Annotated in this window: 19 protein-coding genes; 12 read left to right on the forward strand and 7 right to left on the reverse strand. The window is 59.8% G+C overall.

The genetic code is table 11. The annotated features are described in order from the left end of the window. Positions 1–4: 4 nt before the first annotated feature. From AC0VX3_RS16125 to AC0VX3_RS16150, 6 genes are all read left to right on the forward strand, one after another. On the forward strand, positions 5–1,915 hold the full coding sequence (locus AC0VX3_RS16125; RefSeq protein ID WP_475521360.1) for a beta-N-acetylhexosaminidase: 1,911 nt from the start codon (positions 5–7) through the stop codon (positions 1,913–1,915). 9 nt (positions 1,916–1,924) lie between these two features. Continuing rightward, a complete protein-coding gene (locus AC0VX3_RS16130; protein ID WP_475521361.1) occupies positions 1,925–3,361 on the forward strand; it encodes a M81 family metallopeptidase in 1,437 nt (478 codons plus the stop codon). Positions 3,362–4,290: 929 nt separating this feature from the next. After that, the gene (locus tag AC0VX3_RS16135) at positions 4,291–4,890 is read left to right on the forward strand and encodes a hypothetical protein (RefSeq protein ID WP_475521362.1); all 600 of its coding nucleotides are present in this window, start codon (positions 4,291–4,293) and stop codon (positions 4,888–4,890) included. Positions 4,891–5,166: 276 nt separating this feature from the next. Continuing rightward, positions 5,167–6,465, forward strand: a complete 1,299-nt coding sequence (locus AC0VX3_RS16140; RefSeq protein ID WP_475521363.1) for an NAD(P)/FAD-dependent oxidoreductase — start codon at positions 5,167–5,169, stop codon at positions 6,463–6,465. Continuing rightward, complete coding sequence (locus tag AC0VX3_RS16145; RefSeq protein WP_475521364.1) at positions 6,462–7,319, forward strand: DUF1365 domain-containing protein; 858 nt, start codon at positions 6,462–6,464, stop codon at positions 7,317–7,319. The genes AC0VX3_RS16140 and AC0VX3_RS16145 overlap by 4 nt, the downstream gene beginning before the upstream one ends. A gap of 19 nt (positions 7,320–7,338) precedes the next feature. Continuing rightward, positions 7,339–8,568 (forward strand): class I SAM-dependent methyltransferase, encoded by a 1,230-nt coding sequence (locus AC0VX3_RS16150; protein WP_475521365.1) that lies wholly within the window; start codon positions 7,339–7,341, stop codon positions 8,566–8,568. A 43-nt stretch (positions 8,569–8,611) separates the two neighbouring features. On the opposite strand, the gene AC0VX3_RS16155 is transcribed toward AC0VX3_RS16150, so the two are convergent. Together AC0VX3_RS16155 and AC0VX3_RS16160 are read right to left on the reverse strand one after the other, a co-directional pair. Then, positions 8,612–9,418, reverse strand: a complete 807-nt coding sequence (locus AC0VX3_RS16155) for an SDR family NAD(P)-dependent oxidoreductase (RefSeq protein WP_475521366.1) — start codon at positions 9,416–9,418, stop codon at positions 8,612–8,614. 57 nt (positions 9,419–9,475) lie between these two features. Continuing rightward, positions 9,476–10,150 carry a ChrR family anti-sigma-E factor gene (locus AC0VX3_RS16160; protein WP_475521367.1) on the reverse strand — a complete coding sequence of 225 codons (675 nt, stop codon included), beginning with the start codon at positions 10,148–10,150 and terminating at the stop codon, positions 9,476–9,478. A 316-nt stretch (positions 10,151–10,466) separates the two neighbouring features. Between AC0VX3_RS16160 and AC0VX3_RS16165 the strand changes: the two genes are divergently transcribed. From AC0VX3_RS16165 to sseA, 6 genes are all read left to right on the forward strand, one after another. After that, positions 10,467–11,501, forward strand: coding sequence for a cysteine synthase A (locus AC0VX3_RS16165; RefSeq protein WP_475521368.1), 1,035 nt, complete (start codon positions 10,467–10,469; stop codon positions 11,499–11,501). Positions 11,502–11,527: 26 nt separating this feature from the next. Then, a complete protein-coding gene (gene cls, locus AC0VX3_RS16170) occupies positions 11,528–13,042 on the forward strand; it encodes a cardiolipin synthase (protein WP_475521369.1) in 1,515 nt (504 codons plus the stop codon). Between the two features lie 110 nt (positions 13,043–13,152). Further along, positions 13,153–13,797, forward strand: coding sequence for a LysE family translocator (locus tag AC0VX3_RS16175; RefSeq protein WP_475521370.1), 645 nt, complete (start codon positions 13,153–13,155; stop codon positions 13,795–13,797). A 106-nt stretch (positions 13,798–13,903) separates the two neighbouring features. Then, the gene (locus AC0VX3_RS16180) at positions 13,904–14,620 is read left to right on the forward strand and encodes an alanyl-tRNA editing protein (RefSeq protein WP_475521371.1); all 717 of its coding nucleotides are present in this window, start codon (positions 13,904–13,906) and stop codon (positions 14,618–14,620) included. A gap of 68 nt (positions 14,621–14,688) precedes the next feature. After that, on the forward strand, positions 14,689–15,117 hold the full coding sequence (locus AC0VX3_RS16185) for a GFA family protein (protein WP_475521372.1): 429 nt from the start codon (positions 14,689–14,691) through the stop codon (positions 15,115–15,117). Positions 15,118–15,126: 9 nt separating this feature from the next. Then, a complete protein-coding gene (gene sseA, locus AC0VX3_RS16190; protein ID WP_475521373.1) occupies positions 15,127–15,972 on the forward strand; it encodes a 3-mercaptopyruvate sulfurtransferase in 846 nt (281 codons plus the stop codon). Between the two features lie 44 nt (positions 15,973–16,016). On the opposite strand, the gene AC0VX3_RS16195 is transcribed toward sseA, so the two are convergent. From AC0VX3_RS16195 to AC0VX3_RS16215, 5 genes are all read right to left on the reverse strand, one after another. Beyond that, positions 16,017–16,724 carry a TIGR02117 family protein gene (locus tag AC0VX3_RS16195; protein WP_475521374.1) on the reverse strand — a complete coding sequence of 236 codons (708 nt, stop codon included), beginning with the start codon at positions 16,722–16,724 and terminating at the stop codon, positions 16,017–16,019. 15 nt (positions 16,725–16,739) lie between these two features. Continuing rightward, positions 16,740–17,543 (reverse strand): amino acid ABC transporter ATP-binding protein, encoded by an 804-nt coding sequence (locus AC0VX3_RS16200; RefSeq protein WP_342894920.1) that lies wholly within the window; start codon positions 17,541–17,543, stop codon positions 16,740–16,742. A gap of 68 nt (positions 17,544–17,611) precedes the next feature. Next, positions 17,612–18,931 carry an amino acid ABC transporter permease gene (locus AC0VX3_RS16205; protein WP_475521375.1) on the reverse strand — a complete coding sequence of 440 codons (1,320 nt, stop codon included), beginning with the start codon at positions 18,929–18,931 and terminating at the stop codon, positions 17,612–17,614. Positions 18,932–18,943: 12 nt separating this feature from the next. Next, positions 18,944–20,149, reverse strand: a complete 1,206-nt coding sequence (locus AC0VX3_RS16210) for an amino acid ABC transporter permease (protein WP_475525193.1) — start codon at positions 20,147–20,149, stop codon at positions 18,944–18,946. Between the two features lie 234 nt (positions 20,150–20,383). Continuing rightward, positions 20,384–21,403 (reverse strand): amino acid ABC transporter substrate-binding protein, encoded by a 1,020-nt coding sequence (locus tag AC0VX3_RS16215; protein ID WP_475521376.1) that lies wholly within the window; start codon positions 21,401–21,403, stop codon positions 20,384–20,386. Positions 21,404–21,702: the final 299 nt, after the last annotated feature.

A 21,702-nucleotide genomic window follows, 5' to 3' on the forward strand; every position in this document is an offset into this window, starting at 1 on the left:
CGCAATGACCGGTTTCGCACTCGACAGTTATTTCAGACCGGCTGACCGTCTGCTGGACGCGCGGCTCGAAATTGCCCTGACCAATACAGGATCCGAAGAACTCTCGTCCTTCACTCTGGCCTATACATCCCTGGCAAGAGCGCGTCCCGGCGCCCGGCTTGAAAACGCCGCGGCAATCACGCGCGTCGCCAATTTCCATGAGGTCACGCCGCCGGACGGATTGTCGCTGCGTCCCGGCGAAACCTGGTCCTTTGCCATCCAGGGGCTGACCAATGCCGCCCGTCACAGGCTTGACGGACCCAAGTCGGCCTATCTGACCGCGTCCGGGACGGTACGGGATGTGCTTTGCAATGACCTTGAAGCGCCCGGCACTCTGGACACGGGAGAGCGCAAGAGCGTGCCGCCCGGACGAGTCGACCTTCCGCTTTACATTGTTCCGTGGCCGCAAACCGTTGCCGTCGATAGCTGCCGCCCCGATGCCAGGGCATTCCTCTTGGAAACTGCAGGCGCCCAGGATAAAGCCGCCGCGAACAAGATCAATGGCCTCGCCAGACGCCTGTTTCCCGAAGCGCCCGCGCCATTCCGGTTTTCAGAAACACACGGCCTGGTGCCCCTGACCTTCCAGCAGGAGGACACCCTGCCGGCGGACGGATACCGGCTGACATTTTCTCCAGATGGTGCGGCCCTGGCATCCGGCGGGACAACAGGGCGGGACTATGGCCTGACCGTGCTTGCACAGATCGCTTACGGTGCCCATTCGGATCCCGACACCTACCGGTTCCCGGCGCAGGGCGTTATCGAGGATCAACCGCGCTTTTCCTGGCGTGGCACGCATCTGGACGTTTCTCGGCACTTCCGTGGACCGAATGACATCATCCGGCTGCTCGACATACTGGCCTGGGCGAGAATGAACGTCTTTCAGTGGCATCTGACGGATGACGAAGGCTGGAGACTGGAAATCAAAGCCTGTCCCGAACTGACGATCAGCGGCGCCAGACGCGGTCCCGGCTGCCCGCAGGTCGCGCAGCTCGGTTTTGCATCCAGCGTCTATCAGGGGGCCTATTCCCAGGACACGGTGCGGGAGATCATCGCTCATGCCGCCAGCCTCAACATCGACGTTCTGCCGGAAATCAACGTCCCCGGCCATTCCACAGCGCTCCTGAAAACCTATCCGCATTTCGCGGATCAGGCCGAGACACCGGACAGCTATCAGTCCGTACAGGGCTATCCCAACAACGCGCTCAATCCGGCGATGGAGGAGACCTACACCTTCCTGAAGACGGTGTTCGCGGAAGTGGCCGAGCTGTTCCCATGCGCCTTTGTGCATATCGGCGGCGACGAGGTCGACGCGCATTCCTGGCTGGCTTCTCCGAAAGCGCGGCGTCTCATGGAAGAACGCGGCCTTCAGGACACGATGGAACTTCAGGCCTATTTCATGGGTCGGGTCCGGGACATCCTGAAAGGGCTGGGCAAGAAACTGGCCGGGTGGGACGAAGTCTCGCATGGCGGCGGCATCGATCCGGAAGGCGTTCTTCTGATGGCCTGGCAGAAGCCGGAGGTCACCAGGGACCTTGTCGACCAGGGCTACGAGGTCATCTGCACGCCTGGTCAGCATTATTATCTGGACATGGCCCAGGCGTCCGGCTGGCAGGAGCCCGGAGCGAGCTGGGCAGGCGTCTCGACACCCCAGGAAGCCTATGACTACGAGCCGTCGACAGGTCTCAGCAACGCCGGCAAAGGAGCGCTCAAGGGCGTTCAGGCCTGCATCTGGTGCGAGCACCTGATCGACAACAGGCTCTTCAACCACATGGTTTTTCCGAGGCTTTACGCGGTCGCCGAAGCTGGCTGGACAGAGCCCCGGCACAAGGATTGGCAGAGATTTGCCGCGCTCAGCGCTCTTTTTCCCGAGCTTTAGGTCTAATTCATGAAAATCGTCCTCGGCGGAATCCATACCGAATGCAGCACCTATTCTCCCCTGGTTCAAACCGCTGACGATTTCAGGATCGTCCGAGGCCGGGCCCTTCTGGAGTTTTGCGGCCTCGACGGAGACGGGTTTCAGGACGTTTCGTTCAAACCGCTTTTTCATGCTCGCGCCATCCCGGGTGGCCCGGTGGCACCGGACTGTTACACCGGCTTCAAGACCGCGTTTCTTGAAGAGCTGACAGCTGCACTGCCGGTCGACGGGGTCCTGCTGATCATGCATGGGGCAATGCACGTACCCGGCATCGAAGACACGGAGGGGGACTGGATTTCCGCGGTCCGGGCTCTTGTCGGACAAGACGTGCCGATCGCCGTCAGCTACGATCTGCACGGCAATGTCACGCAGAAGATCATCGACCAGATCGACATTTTCTGCGCCTACCGCACCGCGCCGCATATCAACGTCAGACAAACCCATGTGCGTGCAGCCGCTCAACTTGTCGACCAGTTGCGCGGCGGGGCGCGCCGGTATGTGGGCTGGGCGCCGGTGCCGGTCCTGCATCCGGGCGAAAGAACCAGCACGGAGGACGAACCCGCCAGATCACTTTACCGGCAGCTTCCCGACATCGACCGGCAGTCGGGCATCTGCGATGCCAATCTCATGATCGGCTATGTCTGGGCCGATAGCGCGCGCGCGACGGCAGCAGCCGTCGTTACCGGAACCGACCGGGACGCGATTGGCCGCGCCGCCTCCGACATCGCGCAAGGCTACTGGACCGCACGCGCGCGTTTCGACTTCGGCGTTCCGGCAAGGACCCTGGACGAATGCCTTGACGACGCGGCCAGCGCTTCCACCGGACCCTTTGTCCTTGCCGACAGCGGTGACAATCCGACTGGTGGCGGTGTCGGCGACCGGACCAACGTCCTGCACGCCTGGCTCGCCCGAGGCCTGACCGAAGGCGTTTTTGCCGCCATTGCGGATCCGAGCGCCGTCAAGGTCGCCTGGAACGCAGTCGAAGGCACACCCTTGAGTTTGCGCATCGGCGGTGCGTTCGGAAGCCCCTGCCCGCCCGTTTCGGCTGCCGCCATTGTCCGGAAGAAACTGGGGGACGGCACTTCCGCGGACCGGGAGGTGCTGGTCGAGATCGCGGGTAACCTGGTCATCGTGACCGAACGCCGCAAGCCGTTTCACGATCTGAGCGACTTTGCCCGATTTGAAATAGACCCCGAAAAGGCGCGTTTTCTGATTGTGAAGTCCGGCTACCTGTCACCGCAATTGGCTCCGATCGCCAATCCATCGCGCATGGCGCTGACCGAGGGGGCCGTTCATCAGGCGATTTCGGAACTCTCGAACACACGGCGGCCATTTCCCTGCCATCCCTTTCAACAGGATTTCCAGTGGCACCCCGCACCGCACCTTTCCAAAAGGGCGTACCGCTGAATTTCAGGTTCGAGCCGGTCAGCGGACCTGAAAACCAGGATTTTCGACCGACCAACCGAAGAATAATCCGGTGCCGTCTCACGCTCCTTTACACCGCCCGCAGTATTTCAGGCTTAAAGCAATTCAATTTTTGCGAGTATTTTTAAATTTATATCGCTTTTATTTAATCAGTCGAATTTGGTTATTAAGTTATGCAGTCCGTTAGAATGGATTAGATTCAACAAGTTAGAAGCAAACACACCAAATCACACGCCTCCAGGACGGCGATATTGGTATTTTTGACAGTATTGAATATGACTGACCACTCAGTTTCATATCTGTCATCGCACGGAACGTGATACGAAAGACAATTGAACCGGGTTTACCGGATTTTCGACACGTGGCCCCATCCGACCGTGCGGATCAGGAATGCGCTCCATCGGACCGGTCCGGTGGAGCGTATTCGCATTCAGGCAACCTTCGATACGTTCTGGATCCGGTTCTTCTCTGCAGGAAGCAGCGCGCAGATCCTGGTCTGATGCAGCGGATTCCAGGGACCGGGAATTGCGGTGGTGTTGATGCCCTTGTTCCTGCCTGGCGCAAACCGACAACGCAGAGCAACCAATGAGATCTTCCCTGTCGATAAAGCGCACTCAACAAATTTTACTTAGAATTATTGATAATTCTAACTAGGTCCAAATCATCACTTGGAGGTGATAAGCCTTGAAGAACAGTCTGTTCACCTTATTTATTAACAGAAAGTCACCGACAACCGCTGAATTTGTGATCTTTATTACACGCATTCAACAGATTGTGGTGCGATAATGGCAAAATCGTGTCTGCGCAGTAAGGGGCGGATAAGCCCAAGCTACTGAAAAATGTCCCAAAAGGACCGGCTCAAGACAGCCCCTGCGCAGAGAATAAAGTTGTATCAGCCCTGGGAGGCGTACATGCAACGGAATATCAAGACAGGTGTTTTTGCGCTCGGCTTAGTCCTGACCCTGGCAGGAAGTGCGGTGGCCGCCCCGCTTCCGCAGGAAACGATCAGGCTTCCGGAAGACCGTCTTTCAGTGACAGTTGCGTCCGCGTCCCAGGACCAGCTTGATCCGCTGGAAAGCGAACTGACGATCTGGGTCGGCGAGATCGAACTCGATGGCCGCAAGGCCGTGTGGGTCGAACTTATCGATTCCTACGGCGAAGTGATCTACGACTCAGAGGTGAATACGAACGAGACCCATCTTCTGCCGGACGGCCGCGCAGTCGTGGTCAGCTCCGTGGATCAGGACATGATCATTGCCGGCAAGGATGAATCCCGGCTCGTCAGCGAAAGCACGCTCATGGTCACCCGGCGGGTGGTCAACGAGGGCGCCGACGCCACCACGATCGAATTGATCGAAACCGCTGAAGAGGCGCCGGTGAAAAGGGGGCCGATCCTGCAGATCGCCGATTTCGGCGAAACGCTCTGGAACAAGGTCGCCGCCTTCTTCGATGAGGCCCGGGTCCGTGTCCAGGTCGCCTGGACCTGGCTCGTCGGCACCATTCAGGCATAACGTCCCGGCGATAGCGCAGGCAAGACGCCAGATCCGCTCTGTCGGGGAGGTCCAGCAGAGCGGAAATACCGGTATTTGTTCCATTTCCGGATGCAGGGATCCAGGCGTGCCACATTTCGAAACTGCGGCCGCCGGAACGCGAAAAATTTATTAAATTCATTGACCTGCATGATCCGACAGTCCTCCATTGGCGTAATCTGGATCGGACAGACTGTCCGACCCTCTTACAGACGGCCGGTGTTTTCACAAACAATCCGGCAGGCCGAAGGATAAAACATGCGGATCGCCGTCATCGGCTCCGGAATTTCCGGAAACAGCGCAGCCTGGGCACTCAGCTCCTCACATGATGTCGTCTTGTACGAAAAGCGCTTGCGGCCCGGTGGTCACAGCGCGACGGAAGACATTGACTATGACGGCGCGCAGATTTGCGTGGACACGGGTTTCATCGTCTACAACGAACTCAATTACCCCAATTTCACTGCACTTCTCGATCATCTCGGCGTGGCCACCGAGGCCAGCGACATGAGCTTTGCCCTGTCGGCGGACGGTGGCAAGCTGGAATGGTCCGGCAATTCATTCAGGACGATCTTCGCGCAGCGCAAGAATCTGATTTCACCCCGCTTTCTGCGCATGTTGAACGACATATTGCGTTTCAACAGAACCGCGGTCGACCATCTTGGCAATGGCGCCCTTGCCGGGGTCTCCCTCGGAGACTACCTGAGCCGGGAACGCTACTCCGCCGGTTTCGTCAACGACTACCTGCTGGCAATGGGGGCGGCGATCTGGTCCACGCCCATCAACGAGATGCGCTCCTATCCCGCCGAAAGCTTCGTGGCCTTCTTCGAGAACCACAGGCTGCTGTCCCTGGAACGTCCGGTCTGGCGGACTGTCTCCGGCGGCAGCCGGTCTTATGTCCAGCGCCTGCTGGCCCCTCTTCGGGACAAGGTCCGTCTGGGCACGCCGGTCACGCGGATCCTGCGCCGCGACAGCGAGGTTCTGGTCACGGATGCCTCCGGGAACACCGATGTCTTCGACCATGTCGTGCTTGCCAGCCACACCGACCAGAGCCTGGCCCTCCTGGGCGATCCCACCCCGCAGGAACGCGACATTCTGGGCGCGATGCGGTACCGGCCAAACGAAGTCTACCTGCACCGCGACGAAAACCTGATGCCCAGAAGGAAAAACGTCTGGGCCTCCTGGAACTACATGTCGGACCGGGACGCCGGTGAATCGCGCAACGTCACCGTCAGCTACTGGATGAACAGACTACAGAATATCGATCCCGCGAAGCCCCTGTTCGTGACGCTGAACCCGTTCCAGGCGCCGCGCGAGGACAAGACATTCGCAAAGTATGTCTATGACCATCCGCAATTCGACGCCGCGGCACTCGCGGCCAAGAAACGGCTTGGGGAGATACAAGGCGCCGGCAACACCTGGTATTGCGGTGCCTGGCGGGGCCACGGATTCCACGAGGATGGGCTCGCATCGGGCCTCGATGTCGCCAAGGCCCTCGGGGCGCAGTTGCCATGGGAACACAAGTCCGCGCCGGCCGAATTCCTGGATGCGGCCGAATGAGACACAGGCACCGGGACAGCAACCGCGCCAGCGAGAACGGGCCGCCGCCACCTGCGGCAGCCGTGCTCTACAACGGATCGGTCATGCATCACCGGATGAAGCCGCGTGAGAACCGGTTCAACTACACGGTCTTCAACGTTCTGATCGATGTCGACAGGTTTGGCGAAGCCGCCGCGCAAAGCCGGTTTTTTTCGGTCAACCGCTTCAATCTGCTGTCCTTTCATGAAAAAGACCATGGCAAGCGCGACGGCACCTGCCTGAGAGATCACGTCGAGGGCCTGATGGCCGCGGAGGGACTGGCAGCGCCTGGCCGGATCCTGCTGCTCGCATATCCCAGACTGTTTGGTTACGGCTTCAATCCGCTCAGCGTCTACTATGCCTATGACGGCCGGGACCGTCTCGCTGCGCTCATCTATGAAGTACGCAACACGCTCGGCGGCCTGCATACCTATGTGGCGCCGGTCAGGCCGGGAGAGGTCAGCGACGCCGGGATCCGCCAGGGCCAGCGCAAGGAATTCTATGTTTCCCCTTTCATCAGCATGGAGCAGCACTATCATTTCCGCATGTTGCCGCCCGGACGCAGTGTCAGGGTCCGGATCCTGGAAAAGGACAGCGAGGGTCCCCTGCTCGCGGCCACCTTTTCAGGCTCGATGTCCCCGTTGCGCACCGGGACAATCCTCAGGGCCTGCCTGAGGGTGCCGCTGCTGACATTCAAGGTCATCGCAGGCATCCACTGGGAGGCCTTTAAAATCTGGCGCAAGCGTGTACCATTTCATCCTCGGCCTGCGGATGACGCTTCGGGTGGAAGGCCCGACCGGCATCGCCGGGATGCAGTTACGGGTTTTACAAAGTGACATTTCGAGAGGTTCTGGGATGAGTGCACCTGTTCTTCTGACCGGGGACAATGTCCGGAGTGAATTGAGGGGGGCGCCACGCCTTGCCCGAATGGCCGCCGGTCTTGCATTGAAAATCCGTTTTGGTTCGATAGAAGTCACGTTTCCCGATGACCGGACGTTTCTGATCAAGGGACAGGAGGACGGGCCGCACGGCGTCCTTTGTATCCACGACTGGCGTTTCTTCCGGATGGCGGTCCAGGCCGGCGATGTCGGCGTGGGCGAGGCCTTCATGGCCGGCTACTGGTCGTCGCCCGATGTGACCACGTTTCTGGAAGTCTTCTGCATCAACCAGGAATCGGCAATCGAGGCGCTTCAGGGCAAACCGTTGTCACGGTTCCTGCTGTCTATCCGGCATTGGCTGAACACCAACACCAAGCGGGGCTCGAAACGCAATATTTCAGCGCATTACGATCTGGGGAATGCCTTCTACAAGGAGTGGCTCGACCCGTCGATGACCTATTCCTCCGCGATCTACAGCAATGAGACCAATGATCTGGAACAGGCGCAGACGGAAAAATACGCTTCTCTCGTGCGCCAGACGGGCATTGAGCCGCACCACACGGTCCTGGAAATCGGCTGCGGCTGGGGTGGCTTTGCCGAGCATGTTGCCAAGAGCGTCGGCGCGCATGTGCGCGCACTGACGATTTCGCAGGAACAATACGACTACGCGCGGGCACGCATTTTCAATGCGGGTCTGAACGACAAGGTCGACGTGGTCTTTCAGGACTACCGGGATGAAAGCGGTGTCTTCGACAGGATCGCATCCATCGAGATGTTCGAGGCGGTGGGCGAAAAATACTGGCCGACCTATTTCCAGCAACTGTCCAGATGCCTGAAGCCGGGCGGCAGAGCCGGATTGCAGATCATCACCATTCAGGACCGGATGTTCGATGACTACCGGCGCGGCACGGATTTCATTCAACGCTACATCTTTCCCGGCGGCATGCTTCCGCCTCCCAGCCGTCTGGCGGAAATCGGCAAGTCCCTCGGGCTCGATCTTGCGGACCAGACGATCTTCGGACAGGATTATGCCCGCACCCTGGCGGAATGGCGGGAGCGTTTCCGCCAGGCCTGGCCGCAGATCAGCCCTCTTGGCTTCGACGAAAGATTCAAGCGGCTTTGGGAGTTCTACCTGCACTACTGCGAGGCAGGGTTCCGCTCCGGCAATATCGATGTGCGCCAGATGGTCTATGTGAAATCGTCCTGACGCGGCGCCGCCTCGTCCGGTGACAAAAGACCGGCGGCTGTCGCTAACCCGTCTTTTTCCCGGTCCAGCCCGTGGCCCGGGCCACAAGCGGGAAATAGACCCTGTAAGGCAGCAGCTGCAGCAGTTTCAGCCGGCGCACGAATGCTGCCGGAAAGGCGATTTCAAAGCGTGTCTTGTGCCTGAGACCCTTGAGAATTTCTCCAACGGCCTCGTCAACGCTGATCAGGTAGGGCATCGGAAACGGGTTGGATTCCGTGGCGGGCGTATCCACGAACCCGGGGCTGATCAGCTGGATGCGGATACCTGCGGGATCCAGGTCGAATTTCAGGGATTCGACGAGATTGATCAGGCCCGCCTTGGTGGCGCCGTAAGCGGCTGATGTCGGCAAACCGGCATATCCGGCAACCGAGGACACCACTGCGATCTGGCCCCTGCCCGTGCTTTTCATGATGTCGATGACCGGCAGAAGAGTGTTGACCGTCCCCATGAGATTGACATCGAAGCTGGTGCGAAACGCGTCCGCGCTTGCGCTCAGCCCATTCTGCGGAAGATAGATGCCGGCGTTGGCGACGACCAGTGCGATTCCGCCAAGCCTGTCGCCGATGTCCCGGCAATGGCGCGCCATCAGCGCGGTATCCGTCACATCCCCGGCAAACGGGTGAATCGATCCCGCCAAGCCGGCGGCCTCTTTCGCGAGCTCGTCAAGACTGTCGGCGGACCGGGCGGTCACGGCAACGGACCATCCCGAACGTGCAAGCTCGATCGAGAGTTGCCGGCCGATGCCCGAACTTGCTCCCGTTACCCATGCACACCCGTCGGTTGGTGCGGCCACAAAGTGTGATTTCGTCACGTCCGTCTCCCGTGCGGTTTGCCTTGATACGCAGACCGGACCGGGACCGGATCGGTTTTATTTCATGAAAGGCGCGAACCAGCGGCCCACCGGACCTGTCAGCTCCAGCCGGCCCGCGGTAACCGCAAAACAGATGCAGTCCTCGCCCTTGTCGGCGAGCGGCTTGTGGTCGATGTCGCCGTCCGCATAGGCAACGTCTCCGGTCGCGTAGTGACCGTCCTGATCGCTGAAGCCGCCCTGGAGCACCAGGGTCAACTCGGTCCCGTGATGGGTGTGCGAGGGCATCGCGCGGCCCGCGCGCACCCACAGGAGACTGCTGTTGCAGCCGTCGATCTCGCCGAACTTGCACTCCTTCACGCCCGGCAGAAGCGTCTTCCACGGCAAGCTGTCGATGGTGCCCCCGACGATGGCGCGAAGCGAGGCCGGCACGGAAGCGGTTTCAGCACTGGGCTCAGTCTCAGGCCCGGACGCGTCGATCGCCGGATCATTGTCGTTGACGTCCACCGGCGGCGCACTGAAGATCGCGGACAGGAGGGCGTCGCGATCGGACATCGCCACAGGATCGACATCTTCGAGCCCGGCACCGGCAAGGGTTTCCAGAGAGGATACATACCCCCGGTTCCGGTCACTCAGCTCAAGATGCGCACCGACGAGCGCTTGCGCCGGGTAGGACAGCGTACCGGCGGCATATCCGGCCAGCATTTCGTCCATACCGGTAACGTCTTTTTCCATTGCGGCTCTCATAAATTTCCGACATTCACTGTTGTTCCTCACGCCTTACGCGGGGCAACGATGATCGGATCATTCTCTACACCATAAAAGTCCGAAAATGAATTTTCGTCTGAGCCGCAAAATAACAATCTGCGCACTGTCTTCAAGTGTCCGCGTAAAAAGTCCATCCCGGCGAAGCCGCCGGTGCTGGCATTGCGGATCGGGCGCCTTACATTGCGTCCTTGATCAAGATGCCGCTGACCATTAGCGTCCGGTGCTCATCAGAATTCTCTGACCGGTCAAAAGAAACAGGTCAGATCAATCGGGATTTAAGGAAATGTCTGTGTCCGCTTCTGTTGTCGATGCAATCGGGAACACGCCGCTCATCCGCCTGAGAGCACTGTCCGAGGAAACAGGGTGTGAAATACTCGGCAAGGCCGAGTTCATGAATCCCGGACAATCGGTGAAGGACCGACCTGCCCGTCAGATGATTCTGGAAGCGGAAGCGCGTGGAGACCTGAAACCGGGCGGCGTCATCGTCGAGGGCACGGCCGGCAACACGGGAATCGGTCTGGCCCTGGTGGCCAGCGCGCGCGGTTACAGAACGGTCATCGTCATTCCCGAATCCCAGAGCCAGGAAAAGAAGGAAATGCTCCGCCTGTGCGGCGCGGAACTGGTGGAGGTCCCGGCCAAACCGTTCAAGGACCCGAACAACTATCAGCATGTCGCGCGCCGCCTTGCCGAGCAACTGTCCAGGACGGAACCCAATGGCGTGATCTTCGCCGATCAGTGGAACAATCTCGACAACCGCAAGGCGCATTATCTCACCACCGGCCCTGAAATCCTGGCGCAGACCGACGGCAAGATCGACGGTTTCATCTGTGCGGTCGGCTCCGGTGGAACGCTGGCGGGCGTCTCGACCTTTCTTCAGGAACGGAAGCCTGGCGTGGTGATCGGCTGCGCCGACCCGCGGGGCGCGGCGATGCAGTCGCTGTTCACGACCGGACAGGCGGTGGCTTCCGAAGGCGGGTCGGTGTCGGAAGGCATCGGTCTCGGACGCAGCACGCCGATTGTCGAAGACCTGAAAATCGACCACGCCTACACGATCGCCGACGAGGAAGCCCTGCCGCTGGTCTTCGATCTGGCGGAAAACGAGGGGCTGCTCCTCGGCGGGTCGACGGCGATCAATCTTGCCGGTGCCCGGCGGCTCGCGCGTGAACTCGGCCCTGGCAAGACCATCGTGACGATCCTGTGCGATCACGGAACCCGCTCCCAGTCCAAGATCTACAATCCGGACTTCATGCGCTCAAAAAACCTGCCGGTACCGGCCTGGCTGGAACGGGACGTTGCCATCAACGCCCCCATCGTCTGACCGCCATGACAGGGATCTGACGCCTCATGGAGCCGCAAGATGCATTGCCAGCCGGCGACGGCGCTGACGCCGAGGCGTTGATCAGCGATGCCGTGGCGGACATCGGTTTTCTCGACACGATGGCCAACAATCTCGGCCTGGTCGCGGCCTTCGTCGCGGCCATGTACGTCGTGGCGGCCGTTTGCGCTGTCCGCGAAGTGATGAATTCCAGGACATCACAGGGGTCCGTTGCCTGGCTTCTGTCCCTGTTCTTCCTGCCCTATCTGACCGTGCCGCTGTATTTCGTGTTCGGCTGGCGTTCGTTTTCCGACTACGCGAAAATTCAGGCGACCCTCGGACGGGCTGAACGGGCCCGGCGCGCGGATGAACTCGGCCTGACGGATCACGAGGAGACCAGGGACTGGCCGGTTCTGACCCGTGTCGCCGGAATGCCGTTTCTGGCGGGCAACACGGCGGAACTCCTTGTGGACGGTGACGCCACCTTCAGATCGATAAAGGACGCCATCGCACGTGCGCAGTCCGTCATCTTCTTCCAGTTCTTTACCGTCCACGACGATGAACTGGGCCGCGACATGGCCGACGCCCTGATCGCACGGGCAAAAGAAGGTGTGAAAGTCTATTTCCTATATGACGATGTCGGCAGCCATGCCCTGCCCCGGGCTTTCATCAACCGTTTGAAACATGCCGGCGTCTCTGTTTGCGGGTTCAACGAAAAACACAGGTTCCTGAAGCTGCTCGGGCCGATGCGGCTCAACTACCGCAATCACCGCAAACTGGTTGTGACCGACTTCACGGAAGCCTTTGTCGGTGGTCACAATGTCGCCGATCAGTATGTCGGCCGGAACGCGTGGTTCGGCCACTGGCGGGACACGCATGTGCGGGTGCAGGGCCCCGCCGCGGTCGCATGCGCGCTCTCCTTTGTCGAGGATTGGCTATGGGCCAGCGGCGAACAGATCGCCGTGCCGCAGGTCGCGGACATACCGATGCCCGGCGACGAACCGATCCTGGTGATGCCAACGGGTCCCGCCGACGAACTGGAAGAATGCGCCATTGCCTTCGTGGAAGCTGCTGCCCGCGCCAGCACGCGGTTGTGGATCACCACGCCCTATCTGGTCCCGTCCCTCGACGTCCAGACGGCGCTGTGCGCGGCGGCGATGCGCGGCGTCGATGTTCGAGTGCTGCTGCCGGAAAAACGGGACCACTGGACCGTCTGGCTTGCCAGTCATGCCTATGAAGACACGCTGGTGCAACGCGGGGTGAAAGTCTACCGGTACACGGACGGGTTCCTGCATCAGAAGGTCACGCTGATGGACGACGACCTGGTCTCCATAGGCACGGTGAATTTCGACAACAGATCTTTCCAGATCAATTTCGAACTGACACTCTGGTTTACCCATCAACGCATGATCGCGAACGTGGAAACCATGCTCACCACCGACTTCCAGAACGCCAAGCTGACCTGGCCGGACGCCTTCCAGTCCCGCAGTTATGTCTTCCGGGTGCTAGCCCAGGGCGCGCGGCTGCTGTCGCCGATCCTGTGACGGCCTGGACACTAAAATCCCGCACCCCGGCATGGACGCTGGCCCCGGGGCAAATGATCTTCTAAATTCGCCAAAATTCACCTGAATTCGACTTGTCAGACTGGTGCAACATGACCTTCCTGCCTGATACCGCAACACTTGCCGCCTTCACCGTCGCAGCCCTCGTTCTGGCAATCACGCCGGGACCGGACATGACGCTTTTCATGTCAAAGACCCTGACACACGGGCGCGCCGCCGGTTTCACGGCGGTGCTTGGCGCAGCAGTCGGTCTCGTCATTCACACGGTTCTGGCCGCTCTGGGGGTCTCCGCGCTCCTGTCCGCGTCGGCATTCGCTTTCCTGCTGCTCAAGATTATCGGTGCGGGTTATCTGATCTGGCTTGCCTATCAGACCATACGATACGGATCGAAAGTCTCGATCAAGACCGTCGCAACGCGGCAACAATCGCTCGGCCGGGTCTGGCTGGAGGCTCTTGGCGTCAACATTCTCAACCCGAAGATCGTGCTCTTTTTCGTGACGTTCCTGCCGCAGTTCGTGCGTGTCGATGACCCCGACGCGGTCGGGAAACTGATGTTCCTGGGGTTCTATTTCGTGTTTCTGGGCGTTCCCGTCTGCGTCCTGATGGTTTTTGGCGCCAACGCTTTCGCTCGTTTCCTGAAGACATCGCCCAGGGTCATGCGCCTGTTCGACTGGGCCTTCGCAGGGATCATGGGAGCCTTTGCCCTGAAACTTCTGGTGGCCAGGGCCAACAGCTGAGACGGCCCCTCTGCGCACGCCTGCACCTTGACCGGCGACGAATTGGACTTGCACGGACCGGGCATCACCGCTCACTTTCGGACAGGAAATCACCGGAGACGACCCAATGACCACGCCACTGTTTCGCGATGACGCCTATCTTCGTAGCTGTGAAGCCGAGGTAACGGGTATCAACAGCCGCGGCGGCATCGTGCTGGACAGGACCGTTTTCTATGCCACGGGTGGCGGACAGCCCGGCGACAGCGGCGTGCTCGAACTTGACGACGGTAGGAAAACTGAAATCGCGACAACCGTCTATGACGACGACAGAACAACGATTGTCCACGTGCCGGCCGTCGACCAGCCCGCGCCGGAGGCAGGCACCCGTGTCACCATCCATCTGGACTGGGCCCGCCGCTACCGGCTGATGCGGATGCACACGGCCCTGCATCTCCTGTCGGTCGCCCTGCCCTTTCCCGTCACAGGCGGCCAGATCGGCGATCCGGAAGGCCGGCTTGATTTCGACATGGGCGACGAGACCATCGACAAGGACAGCCTTCTGGAAAGCCTCAATCAGCTTGCCTCCGGCGACCACGAAATCACCACGGAATGGATCACCGACGCCGAACTCGATGCCAATCCAGGCCTCGTCAAGACCATGTCGGTGCAGCCGCCACGCGGATCGGGTCGTGTGCGTCTGGTGAGAATCGGCGGCGACATCGACCTGCAGCCGTGTGGGGGGACCCATGTCACGCGAACGTCGGAGATCGGCGCGCTTGCCCTGGGAAAAATCGAGAAGAAGGGCAAACAGAACAGACGCGTTCGCATTCGCCTGACGGACTGACGCCGCTATTGGAGAGGCCTGCCATGAAACTTTCAGGAAGCTGTCATTGCGGTGCGGTGACTTTTGAGATGGAGAGCAAAACACCGTATCCGTACATGCGCTGTTACTGCTCGATCTGCAGGAAGGTCGGTGGCAGCTCGGGCCATGCAATCAATCTGATGGCGGAAGCGGGTAGTTTGAAAGTTCAGGGAGCGCAGGCCAAGGGGATCTACAACGCGGTCATCGACGGCACGCCCAGCCCGGCTGAACGCCATTTCTGCAGAACCTGCGGATCTCATCTGTGGGTTTGGGACCCGCGTTGGCCGGATCTTGTCCACCCGCATGCCGGATCGCTCGACACCCCCTTGCCAAGACCGCCGGAGACGGTCCATATCATGCTGGCTTTCAAACCTGACTGGATCGACGTACCGGAGGGACCCGGTCACGTTCATTTCCAGGAATATCCGGACCTGTCGATCGAAGACTGGCACAGGTCCAAGGGCCTTTACGAGACTTAAGGAAACAGCATGACCGACCACCCGCTCGTGTCGACCCAATGGCTGGCCGATCATCTGTCGTCTCCCGATCTGGTGGTCATCAATGCCTGGATGCCACCGGTGACCCATCCAGACGCCCCTCCGGTCTATCCGGAAGCCCATATTCCGGGCTCGGTATTCTTCAACGTCAACGAGATTTGCGACAAGGGCTCCGACCTGCCGCACATGCTTCCCGCGCCGCATGTGTTCTCCTCCGCCATGCGCAAACTCGGTATCGGCGATGGTCAGACCCTCGTGGTCTACGACGATTTCGGTTTCTATTCCGCTCCGCGGGTCTGGTGGACGCTGCGCACCATGGGCGCGGAACGTGTCTATGTGCTCGACGGCGGCTTCCCCAAATGGCGGGCGGAAGGCAGGCCGTTTGACGACGACACGCCCCGCAGGGTCCAGAGTCATTTCTCGTCCCGTCTCAACCACGGCGCCGTGGCCGATCTTGCAGATGTCCGCGAATCTGCCTCCTCCGGAGCGCGTCAAATTCTGGATGCGCGGTCCGTGGCACGGTTCACCGGCGACGCGCCGGAACCGAGGGCCGGGCTTCAAAGCGGTCACATGCCAACGGCGCGCAATCTGCCATTCACGAAACTGCTCGGCGAAGATGGCACCTTTTTGCAAAAAGAGGACCTCGCCGCTGCCTTCCGGGACGCAGGGCTGGACCTTGACAGACCGGTCACCACCACCTGCGGCTCCGGTGTCACCGCGGCGATACTGACGCTCGGCCTGACGGCTCTCGGCGTCCGGGACCTTGCCCTTTACGACGGCTCCTGGGCCGAATGGGGAAGCCGCGACGACACGGAGGTCGTCACCGGCCCGGCCTGACCGTCCGTTTGACCGCCGCATTCCGGACGCGCGCGCAACCAGCATCAGGGCGCCGCGTGCAGATCCAGAGACCAGACAAGACTGAATGGCAACGGCGTCCAGGCTCCGGTGGTCAGACCGGCAATCCGCAACATATGCGCCGTCCACGTATTGCAGCCGGCCATGGCATTGAACCCGCCATTGGCGGGAAAGAAGAGATCATGATCCCCATAGGCCGCGCCGTTTATCCGGCGCGGGATACCGGCGTTACCTGGCTGGAAACTTGATCTGATCGCTGACAGCAGCCTGCCAAAGTCCGGCGGCGCCAGGTTCACAGCGCGGACGTTCGAAAGCGAGACCGGGATATCTCCCGACCGCCGGACGTGCATCACCGAACGATCCCATGTCAGCGCATCGATCACCGGACCCGGCTTGAGGTCTGCCCAGGTCGGGGTTTCCAAGTAGAAGGACCGTCCGCCCCAACCGAAGACAATCCAGGAAACACCGGGGTAATCGAGTGGCAGGCCTTCACCTGAAACGAATGCGAAAGCCTCCAGAACATCCGGATCGGCAGGCACCGCGATGCCAGTGTGGATGGCATTGGCAAGAACGAGAATACGCCGTCGCGGAGCCTCCGCCCGAAACATCGGCCCGGCTCCGGCGTCCGGAATAGCAATGGCCCTTGGAACCACCGTTCCAAGGACCATTGCGACGACAAGGACCACTGCTGCCAGGGCAAGTCCAAGAAAGACCTTTCTGACAACAACGGTCACTGTATCCAGTCCGGTTCAGTGATGCAGGATCTGGCTGAGGAAGAGTTTGGTCCGCTCGTGTTGCGGGTTGGTGAAGAACTCTTCCGGCTCGTTCTGCTCGACAATCTGGCCGGCGTCCATGAAAATCACGCGGTTCGCGACCTTGCGTGCAAAACCCATCTCGTGAGTCACGCAAAGCATGGTCATGCCCTCTTCCGCAAGGCCGACCATGACGTCCAGAACTTCCTTGATCATTTCCGGATCAAGTGCCGAGGTCGGCTCGTCGAACAGCATGATCTTCGGGCTCATGCACAAGGACCGTGCGATCGCGACACGCTGCTGCTGGCCACCGGAAAGCTGCCCCGGATATTTCAGCGCCTGTTCCGGGATCTTGACCCGCTCCAGGTAATGCATCGCAATATCCTCGGCTTCCTTTTTCGGCATCTTGCGCACCCAGATCGGCGCCAGCGTGCAGTTTTCCAGGATCGTCAGATGCGGGAACAGGTTGAAGTGCTGAAAGCACATGCCGACTTCCCGGCGGATCTCGTCGATCTTCTTCAGATCGTCCGTCAGCTCGATGCCGTCCACCATGATCTGGCCGGCCTGATGCTCTTCCAGCCGGTTTATGCAGCGGATCATGGTCGATTTGCCCGACCCGGAGGGGCCGCAGATAACGATCCGTTCGCCGCGCATCACCTTGAGGTTGATGTCGCGAAGAACATGAAAGTCACCATACCACTTGTTCATGTTGTTGATTTCAATGGCCACATCCGTATCGGAAACCGTCATTTTCGAACGGTCGGCTGCGAGTTCCTCGTCACGTACTGCGTTTGCTGTCATGAATTCTACTCCAAGAGTGTCTCGGGCCGGGGCGCAGCGCTGGTTCGCGCGCCCCGGATGCAAGTTGTCTAGCGTTTGTGTCCGGTATGCAGCTTGTTCTCCATGAAGATGGAGTAGCGCGACATGCCGAAACAGAAGACGAAGAACACCATCGCCGCGAACAGATAACCGGTGTGGCCGGTGCTGGGCGTCGACCAGGTCGGATCGGTGAAGGACGACTGGATCTGGCCAAGAAGGTCGAACATGCCGACGATCAGGACCAGGGTCGTGTCCTTGAACAGACCGATGAAGGTGTTGACGATGCCCGGGATCACCAGCTTGAGCGCCTGCGGCAGGACAATGAGATACATCATCGGCCAGAACCGCAGTCCAAGTGCCATGGCCCCTTCATACTGCCCCTTCGGGATGGCCTGCAGGCCCCCGCGCACCACTTCCGCCATATAGGCTGCGGAGAACAGGGTCACCCCGATCAAGACGCGCAGCAGCTTGTCGAAAGTCACGCCCTCCGGCAGGAACAGCGGCAGCATCACCGAGGACATGAACAGCACGGTGATCAGCGGCACACCGCGCCAGAACTCGATGAAGATGATCGAGACCATCTTGATGATCGGCATTTTCGACCGACGCCCGAGTGCGAGTGCAATCCCGAGCGGCAGTGACGCAACGATGCCCGTCACCGCAATCACCAGTGTCACCAGAAGCCCCCCCCATTGGGCGGTCTCCACTTCGACAAGGCCGAAATCAATCGATGCGGCGAGGAAGATGATGGCCAGGACCGCTGCCGAGCCGACAAACGCGGTCAGGACCGGCACCGTATCATTGAAGCTGCGTCCGCCGATCAGCATCAGCAGCAGTGCAGCAGCTACGCCAACCAGAGCAATCAGAGCAATCACGAGCCATGTCCAGAAACCGATCTCGAAATCGCCGCCGGTCAACAGGATCAGCGCCACAAACGGGAACACGCCCAGAAAGAGGATCGCGTTGATCTTCTTGAACGGGACATTCGGAATGGCAAGCGGGACCAGCAGCACAGCGAACAGGAAATAGACGATGTTGACCCGCCAGACCTCCTCCGTGGGATACCGCCCGTAGATGAATTGCGGGAAATAGGCCTTCACATAAGCCCAGCAGGCACCGCTGTGACCGCCATCCTTCGCCAGGCACGCTTCCCGGTTCTCCCCTGACCAGACCGCGTCGACAAACGCGAACTGAATGAAGGGCGCTATCAGCAAATAGGCGATCAGGATCCCGATGACTGTCAGGACGGTGTTGCCGATGGAGGAAAACAGGTTCTGCCGCATCCAGCCGATCACACCGGTGGTCGAGACCGGCGCCGGCAAGAGCGGCGCCTCCTCGGTCCTGATCTGGAACATTTCAGTTTTGTTCATGATGTGCGCTCCTTACCGTTCCACGAGCGCCATGCGCTGGTTGTACCAGTTCATGAAGGCCGACGTCAGCAGACTGAGCGACAGGTAGACCGCCATCCAGATGCCGATGATCTCGATTGCCTGACCGGTCTGGTTCAGGACGGTACCTCCCATGGACACAAGATCCGGATAGGCGATGGCAACCGCAAGGGACGAGTTCTTGGTGAGGTTCAGATACTGACTCGTCAGCGGCGGAATGATCACACGCATTGCCTGCGGAATGACAACCAGGCGAAGCGTCGGGCCACTCCGAAGGCCGAGCGCGTGCGCGGCTTCCGTCTGACCGTGGCTGACAGCCTGAATGCCCGCCCGCACGATCTCGGCAATGAACGAGGCCGTATAGATCGACAAAGCCGCCGTCAGCGCCAGAAATTCGGGGATCACATTGATGCCGACGTTCAACTCGAAACCCTGGCGCAGGATCGGACCGGTTTCGACAAAGTTCGGATGCTCGATGGCAACGGGCATTCCGGTGACGAGATAGGTGATCACCGGAAGGCCGATGATCAGGCCCAGAGCGGTCCAGAACGTGGGAAACTGCTGGCCGGTGGCGTCCTGGCGCTTGTGCGCCCAGCGGGAGACCGCGATCGTAAGCACAATTCCGAGGATCAACGCGTAGCCGATCCATTGGGAACCGGGTTCCCAGATCGGTTTCGGCAACCGCAATCCACCAATATTCAGGTGGACCGTGTCGAACAGGGACCATTTGTCCCGCTTGCCGGGAATGGACCGCAGGACCGCGAAGTACCAGAAGAAGATCTGCAGCAGCAGTGGAACGTTGCGGACAAGTTCCACGTAGCAGTAGGCGATGCGATTGACGACCCAGTTGTTCGAGAGCCGCGCAACGCCGACCACGAAACCGATAATCGTCGCAAAAAAGATACCGACCCCGGCCACCAGAAGGGTGTTCAGGAAGCCGACGAATATCGCCCGGCCGTAAGTCGAATTTTCAGCATATTCCACCAACGACTGGTTGGTGCCAAATCCTGCTGTATTTCCAAGAAAGCCCCAACCCGAGGCAATGCTCTGTCGTTCAAGGTTGTTGATCGTGTTCGAAACGATGAAATACCCAAAGAACACCAGCGCGGCGATCAGGATGACCTGATAAAACAGCCCGCGGGCTTTGGGATCGTTCAACAGCGAAGCACGCGCCGGCGCCCCCGCCGAGTCCTGCTCCATTACTGACATAGAACCTCGCCCAAGTTGCCATGAAGAAGACCGGCTTCACGCCGTGTCCCGATCATGTCTGTCCTGCATCCCCATCGTGCCGTCACCGGCACGCCCCTGTCGGCGGACGCAGTCTGTTCCCCCACGCGCTTGCGGACTGTCCGTCCGATTATTATGCGTGGAATTTATTGAGGGTTCCGGCAGTCACCCGCCGGAACCCCTGCAATCCTCAATATCGCAAGAGGATCAGCGTACCGGCGGAGCGTACATGAAGCCGCCGTTGCTCCACAGCGCATTCACGCCGCGGGAAATGCCGAGCGGAGTGTCCGGACCAACGTTGGCATTGAAGGACTCTTCGTAGTTGCCGACGTTCTTGACGATGCTGTAAGCCCAGTCGTTGGACAGACCGATGGCTTCACCGAATGCGCCTTCAACGCCCAGAAGGCGCTTGATGGACGGATTGTCGGAAGACTTCATGTCGTCAACATTTTCGGAAGACACGCCGAGTTCCTCAGCGTTGAGCATCGCGTTGAGGGTCCACTTGGCAATGTTGAACCATTCGTCGTCGCCCTGGCGAACAACCGGTCCAAGCGGCTCCTTGGAGATGATTTCCGGCAGAACCTTGTGGTCGCCCGGGTTGGTCAGCTTCAGGCGCTGCGCGTACAGGCCGGAGGCATCCGTCGTGTAGACATCGCACCGGCCGGCATCATAGGCCGCGACGACTTCGTCGGCTTTTTCGAAAGCGACGATTTCGTACGGCATGTTGTTCGCACGGAAGTAGTCAGCGACGTTCAGCTCGGTTGTGGTACCGGTGTTCGTGCAGACGGAGGCGCCGGAAAGTTCCAGAGCGGAATTCACGCCCAGGTCCTTGCGGACCATGAAGCCCTGACCGTCATAGTAGTTCACACCGGCAAAATTCAGGCCCAGCTGAGTGTCGCGGGACATGGTCCAGGTGGTGTTGCGGGACAGAACGTCGACTTCGCCGGATTGCAGCGCGGTGAAACGCTCCTTGGCGGACAGCGGCGTGAATTTGACGGCATTCGCGTCGCCGAACACGGCAGACGCCATCGCACGACAGAGGTCAACGTCGAGACCGGTCCAATTTCCCTGGGCATCCGGATTGGAAAAGCCCGGCAGACCCTGGCTCACGCCACACTGAACGAAGCCTTTGGCCTTGACGTCTTCCAGCGTCGTTGCACCGGCAGCCGTCGTCGCGGCGACTCCCATAGCAGCGCCGATTACGAGCGGAAGGATTTTTTTCGACATGGATATGCAGCCTTTATTTGTTACCCATACTTCTTATTGCCGGGTCTGTTCGAAAGACATCTTCCCCATCTCGTTTCCGGACAGTTCCCAGCCTTGAAAGCTGTTTCCTCCAGATGTCGATCGTCCCAACCCTGCCCACCCATACGATGGCATTTGACTGTGCGGGTCAAGTACTTGCTGCGTCTATCGCGCCAAAATTCCTGAGCCGCTCGCCAATTGCCGCCCTGATTGATGCACAAATAGCGAACATGTCCAGAATTGCGACACATGCTGACTAATTCTCGATCAGATCGAGATTC

Source organism: Roseibium sp. QJM3NY_11, assembly GCF_056173175.1.

Coding starts and splice junctions, on each gene's coding strand:
- AC0VX3_RS16125 (WP_475521360.1), top strand. CDS start 5: ATGACCGGTTTCGCACTCGACAGTTATTTCAGACCGGCTGACCGTCTG.
- AC0VX3_RS16130 (WP_475521361.1), top strand. CDS start 1,925: ATGAAAATCGTCCTCGGCGGAATCCATACCGAATGCAGCACCTATTCT.
- AC0VX3_RS16135 (WP_475521362.1), top strand. CDS start 4,291: ATGCAACGGAATATCAAGACAGGTGTTTTTGCGCTCGGCTTAGTCCTG.
- AC0VX3_RS16140 (WP_475521363.1), top strand. CDS start 5,167: ATGCGGATCGCCGTCATCGGCTCCGGAATTTCCGGAAACAGCGCAGCC.
- AC0VX3_RS16145 (WP_475521364.1), top strand. CDS start 6,462: ATGAGACACAGGCACCGGGACAGCAACCGCGCCAGCGAGAACGGGCCG.
- AC0VX3_RS16150 (WP_475521365.1), top strand. CDS start 7,339: ATGAGTGCACCTGTTCTTCTGACCGGGGACAATGTCCGGAGTGAATTG.
- AC0VX3_RS16160 (WP_475521367.1), bottom strand. CDS start 10,150: ATGGAAAAAGACGTTACCGGTATGGACGAAATGCTGGCCGGATATGCC.
- AC0VX3_RS16165 (WP_475521368.1), top strand. CDS start 10,467: ATGTCTGTGTCCGCTTCTGTTGTCGATGCAATCGGGAACACGCCGCTC.
- cls (WP_475521369.1), top strand. CDS start 11,528: ATGGAGCCGCAAGATGCATTGCCAGCCGGCGACGGCGCTGACGCCGAG.
- AC0VX3_RS16175 (WP_475521370.1), top strand. CDS start 13,153: ATGACCTTCCTGCCTGATACCGCAACACTTGCCGCCTTCACCGTCGCA.
- AC0VX3_RS16180 (WP_475521371.1), top strand. CDS start 13,904: ATGACCACGCCACTGTTTCGCGATGACGCCTATCTTCGTAGCTGTGAA.
- AC0VX3_RS16185 (WP_475521372.1), top strand. CDS start 14,689: ATGGAGAGCAAAACACCGTATCCGTACATGCGCTGTTACTGCTCGATC.
- sseA (WP_475521373.1), top strand. CDS start 15,127: ATGACCGACCACCCGCTCGTGTCGACCCAATGGCTGGCCGATCATCTG.
- AC0VX3_RS16200 (WP_342894920.1), bottom strand. CDS start 17,543: ATGACAGCAAACGCAGTACGTGACGAGGAACTCGCAGCCGACCGTTCG.
- AC0VX3_RS16205 (WP_475521375.1), bottom strand. CDS start 18,931: ATGAACAAAACTGAAATGTTCCAGATCAGGACCGAGGAGGCGCCGCTC.
- AC0VX3_RS16210 (WP_475525193.1), bottom strand. CDS start 20,149: ATGGAGCAGGACTCGGCGGGGGCGCCGGCGCGTGCTTCGCTGTTGAAC.
- AC0VX3_RS16215 (WP_475521376.1), bottom strand. CDS start 21,403: ATGTCGAAAAAAATCCTTCCGCTCGTAATCGGCGCTGCTATGGGAGTC.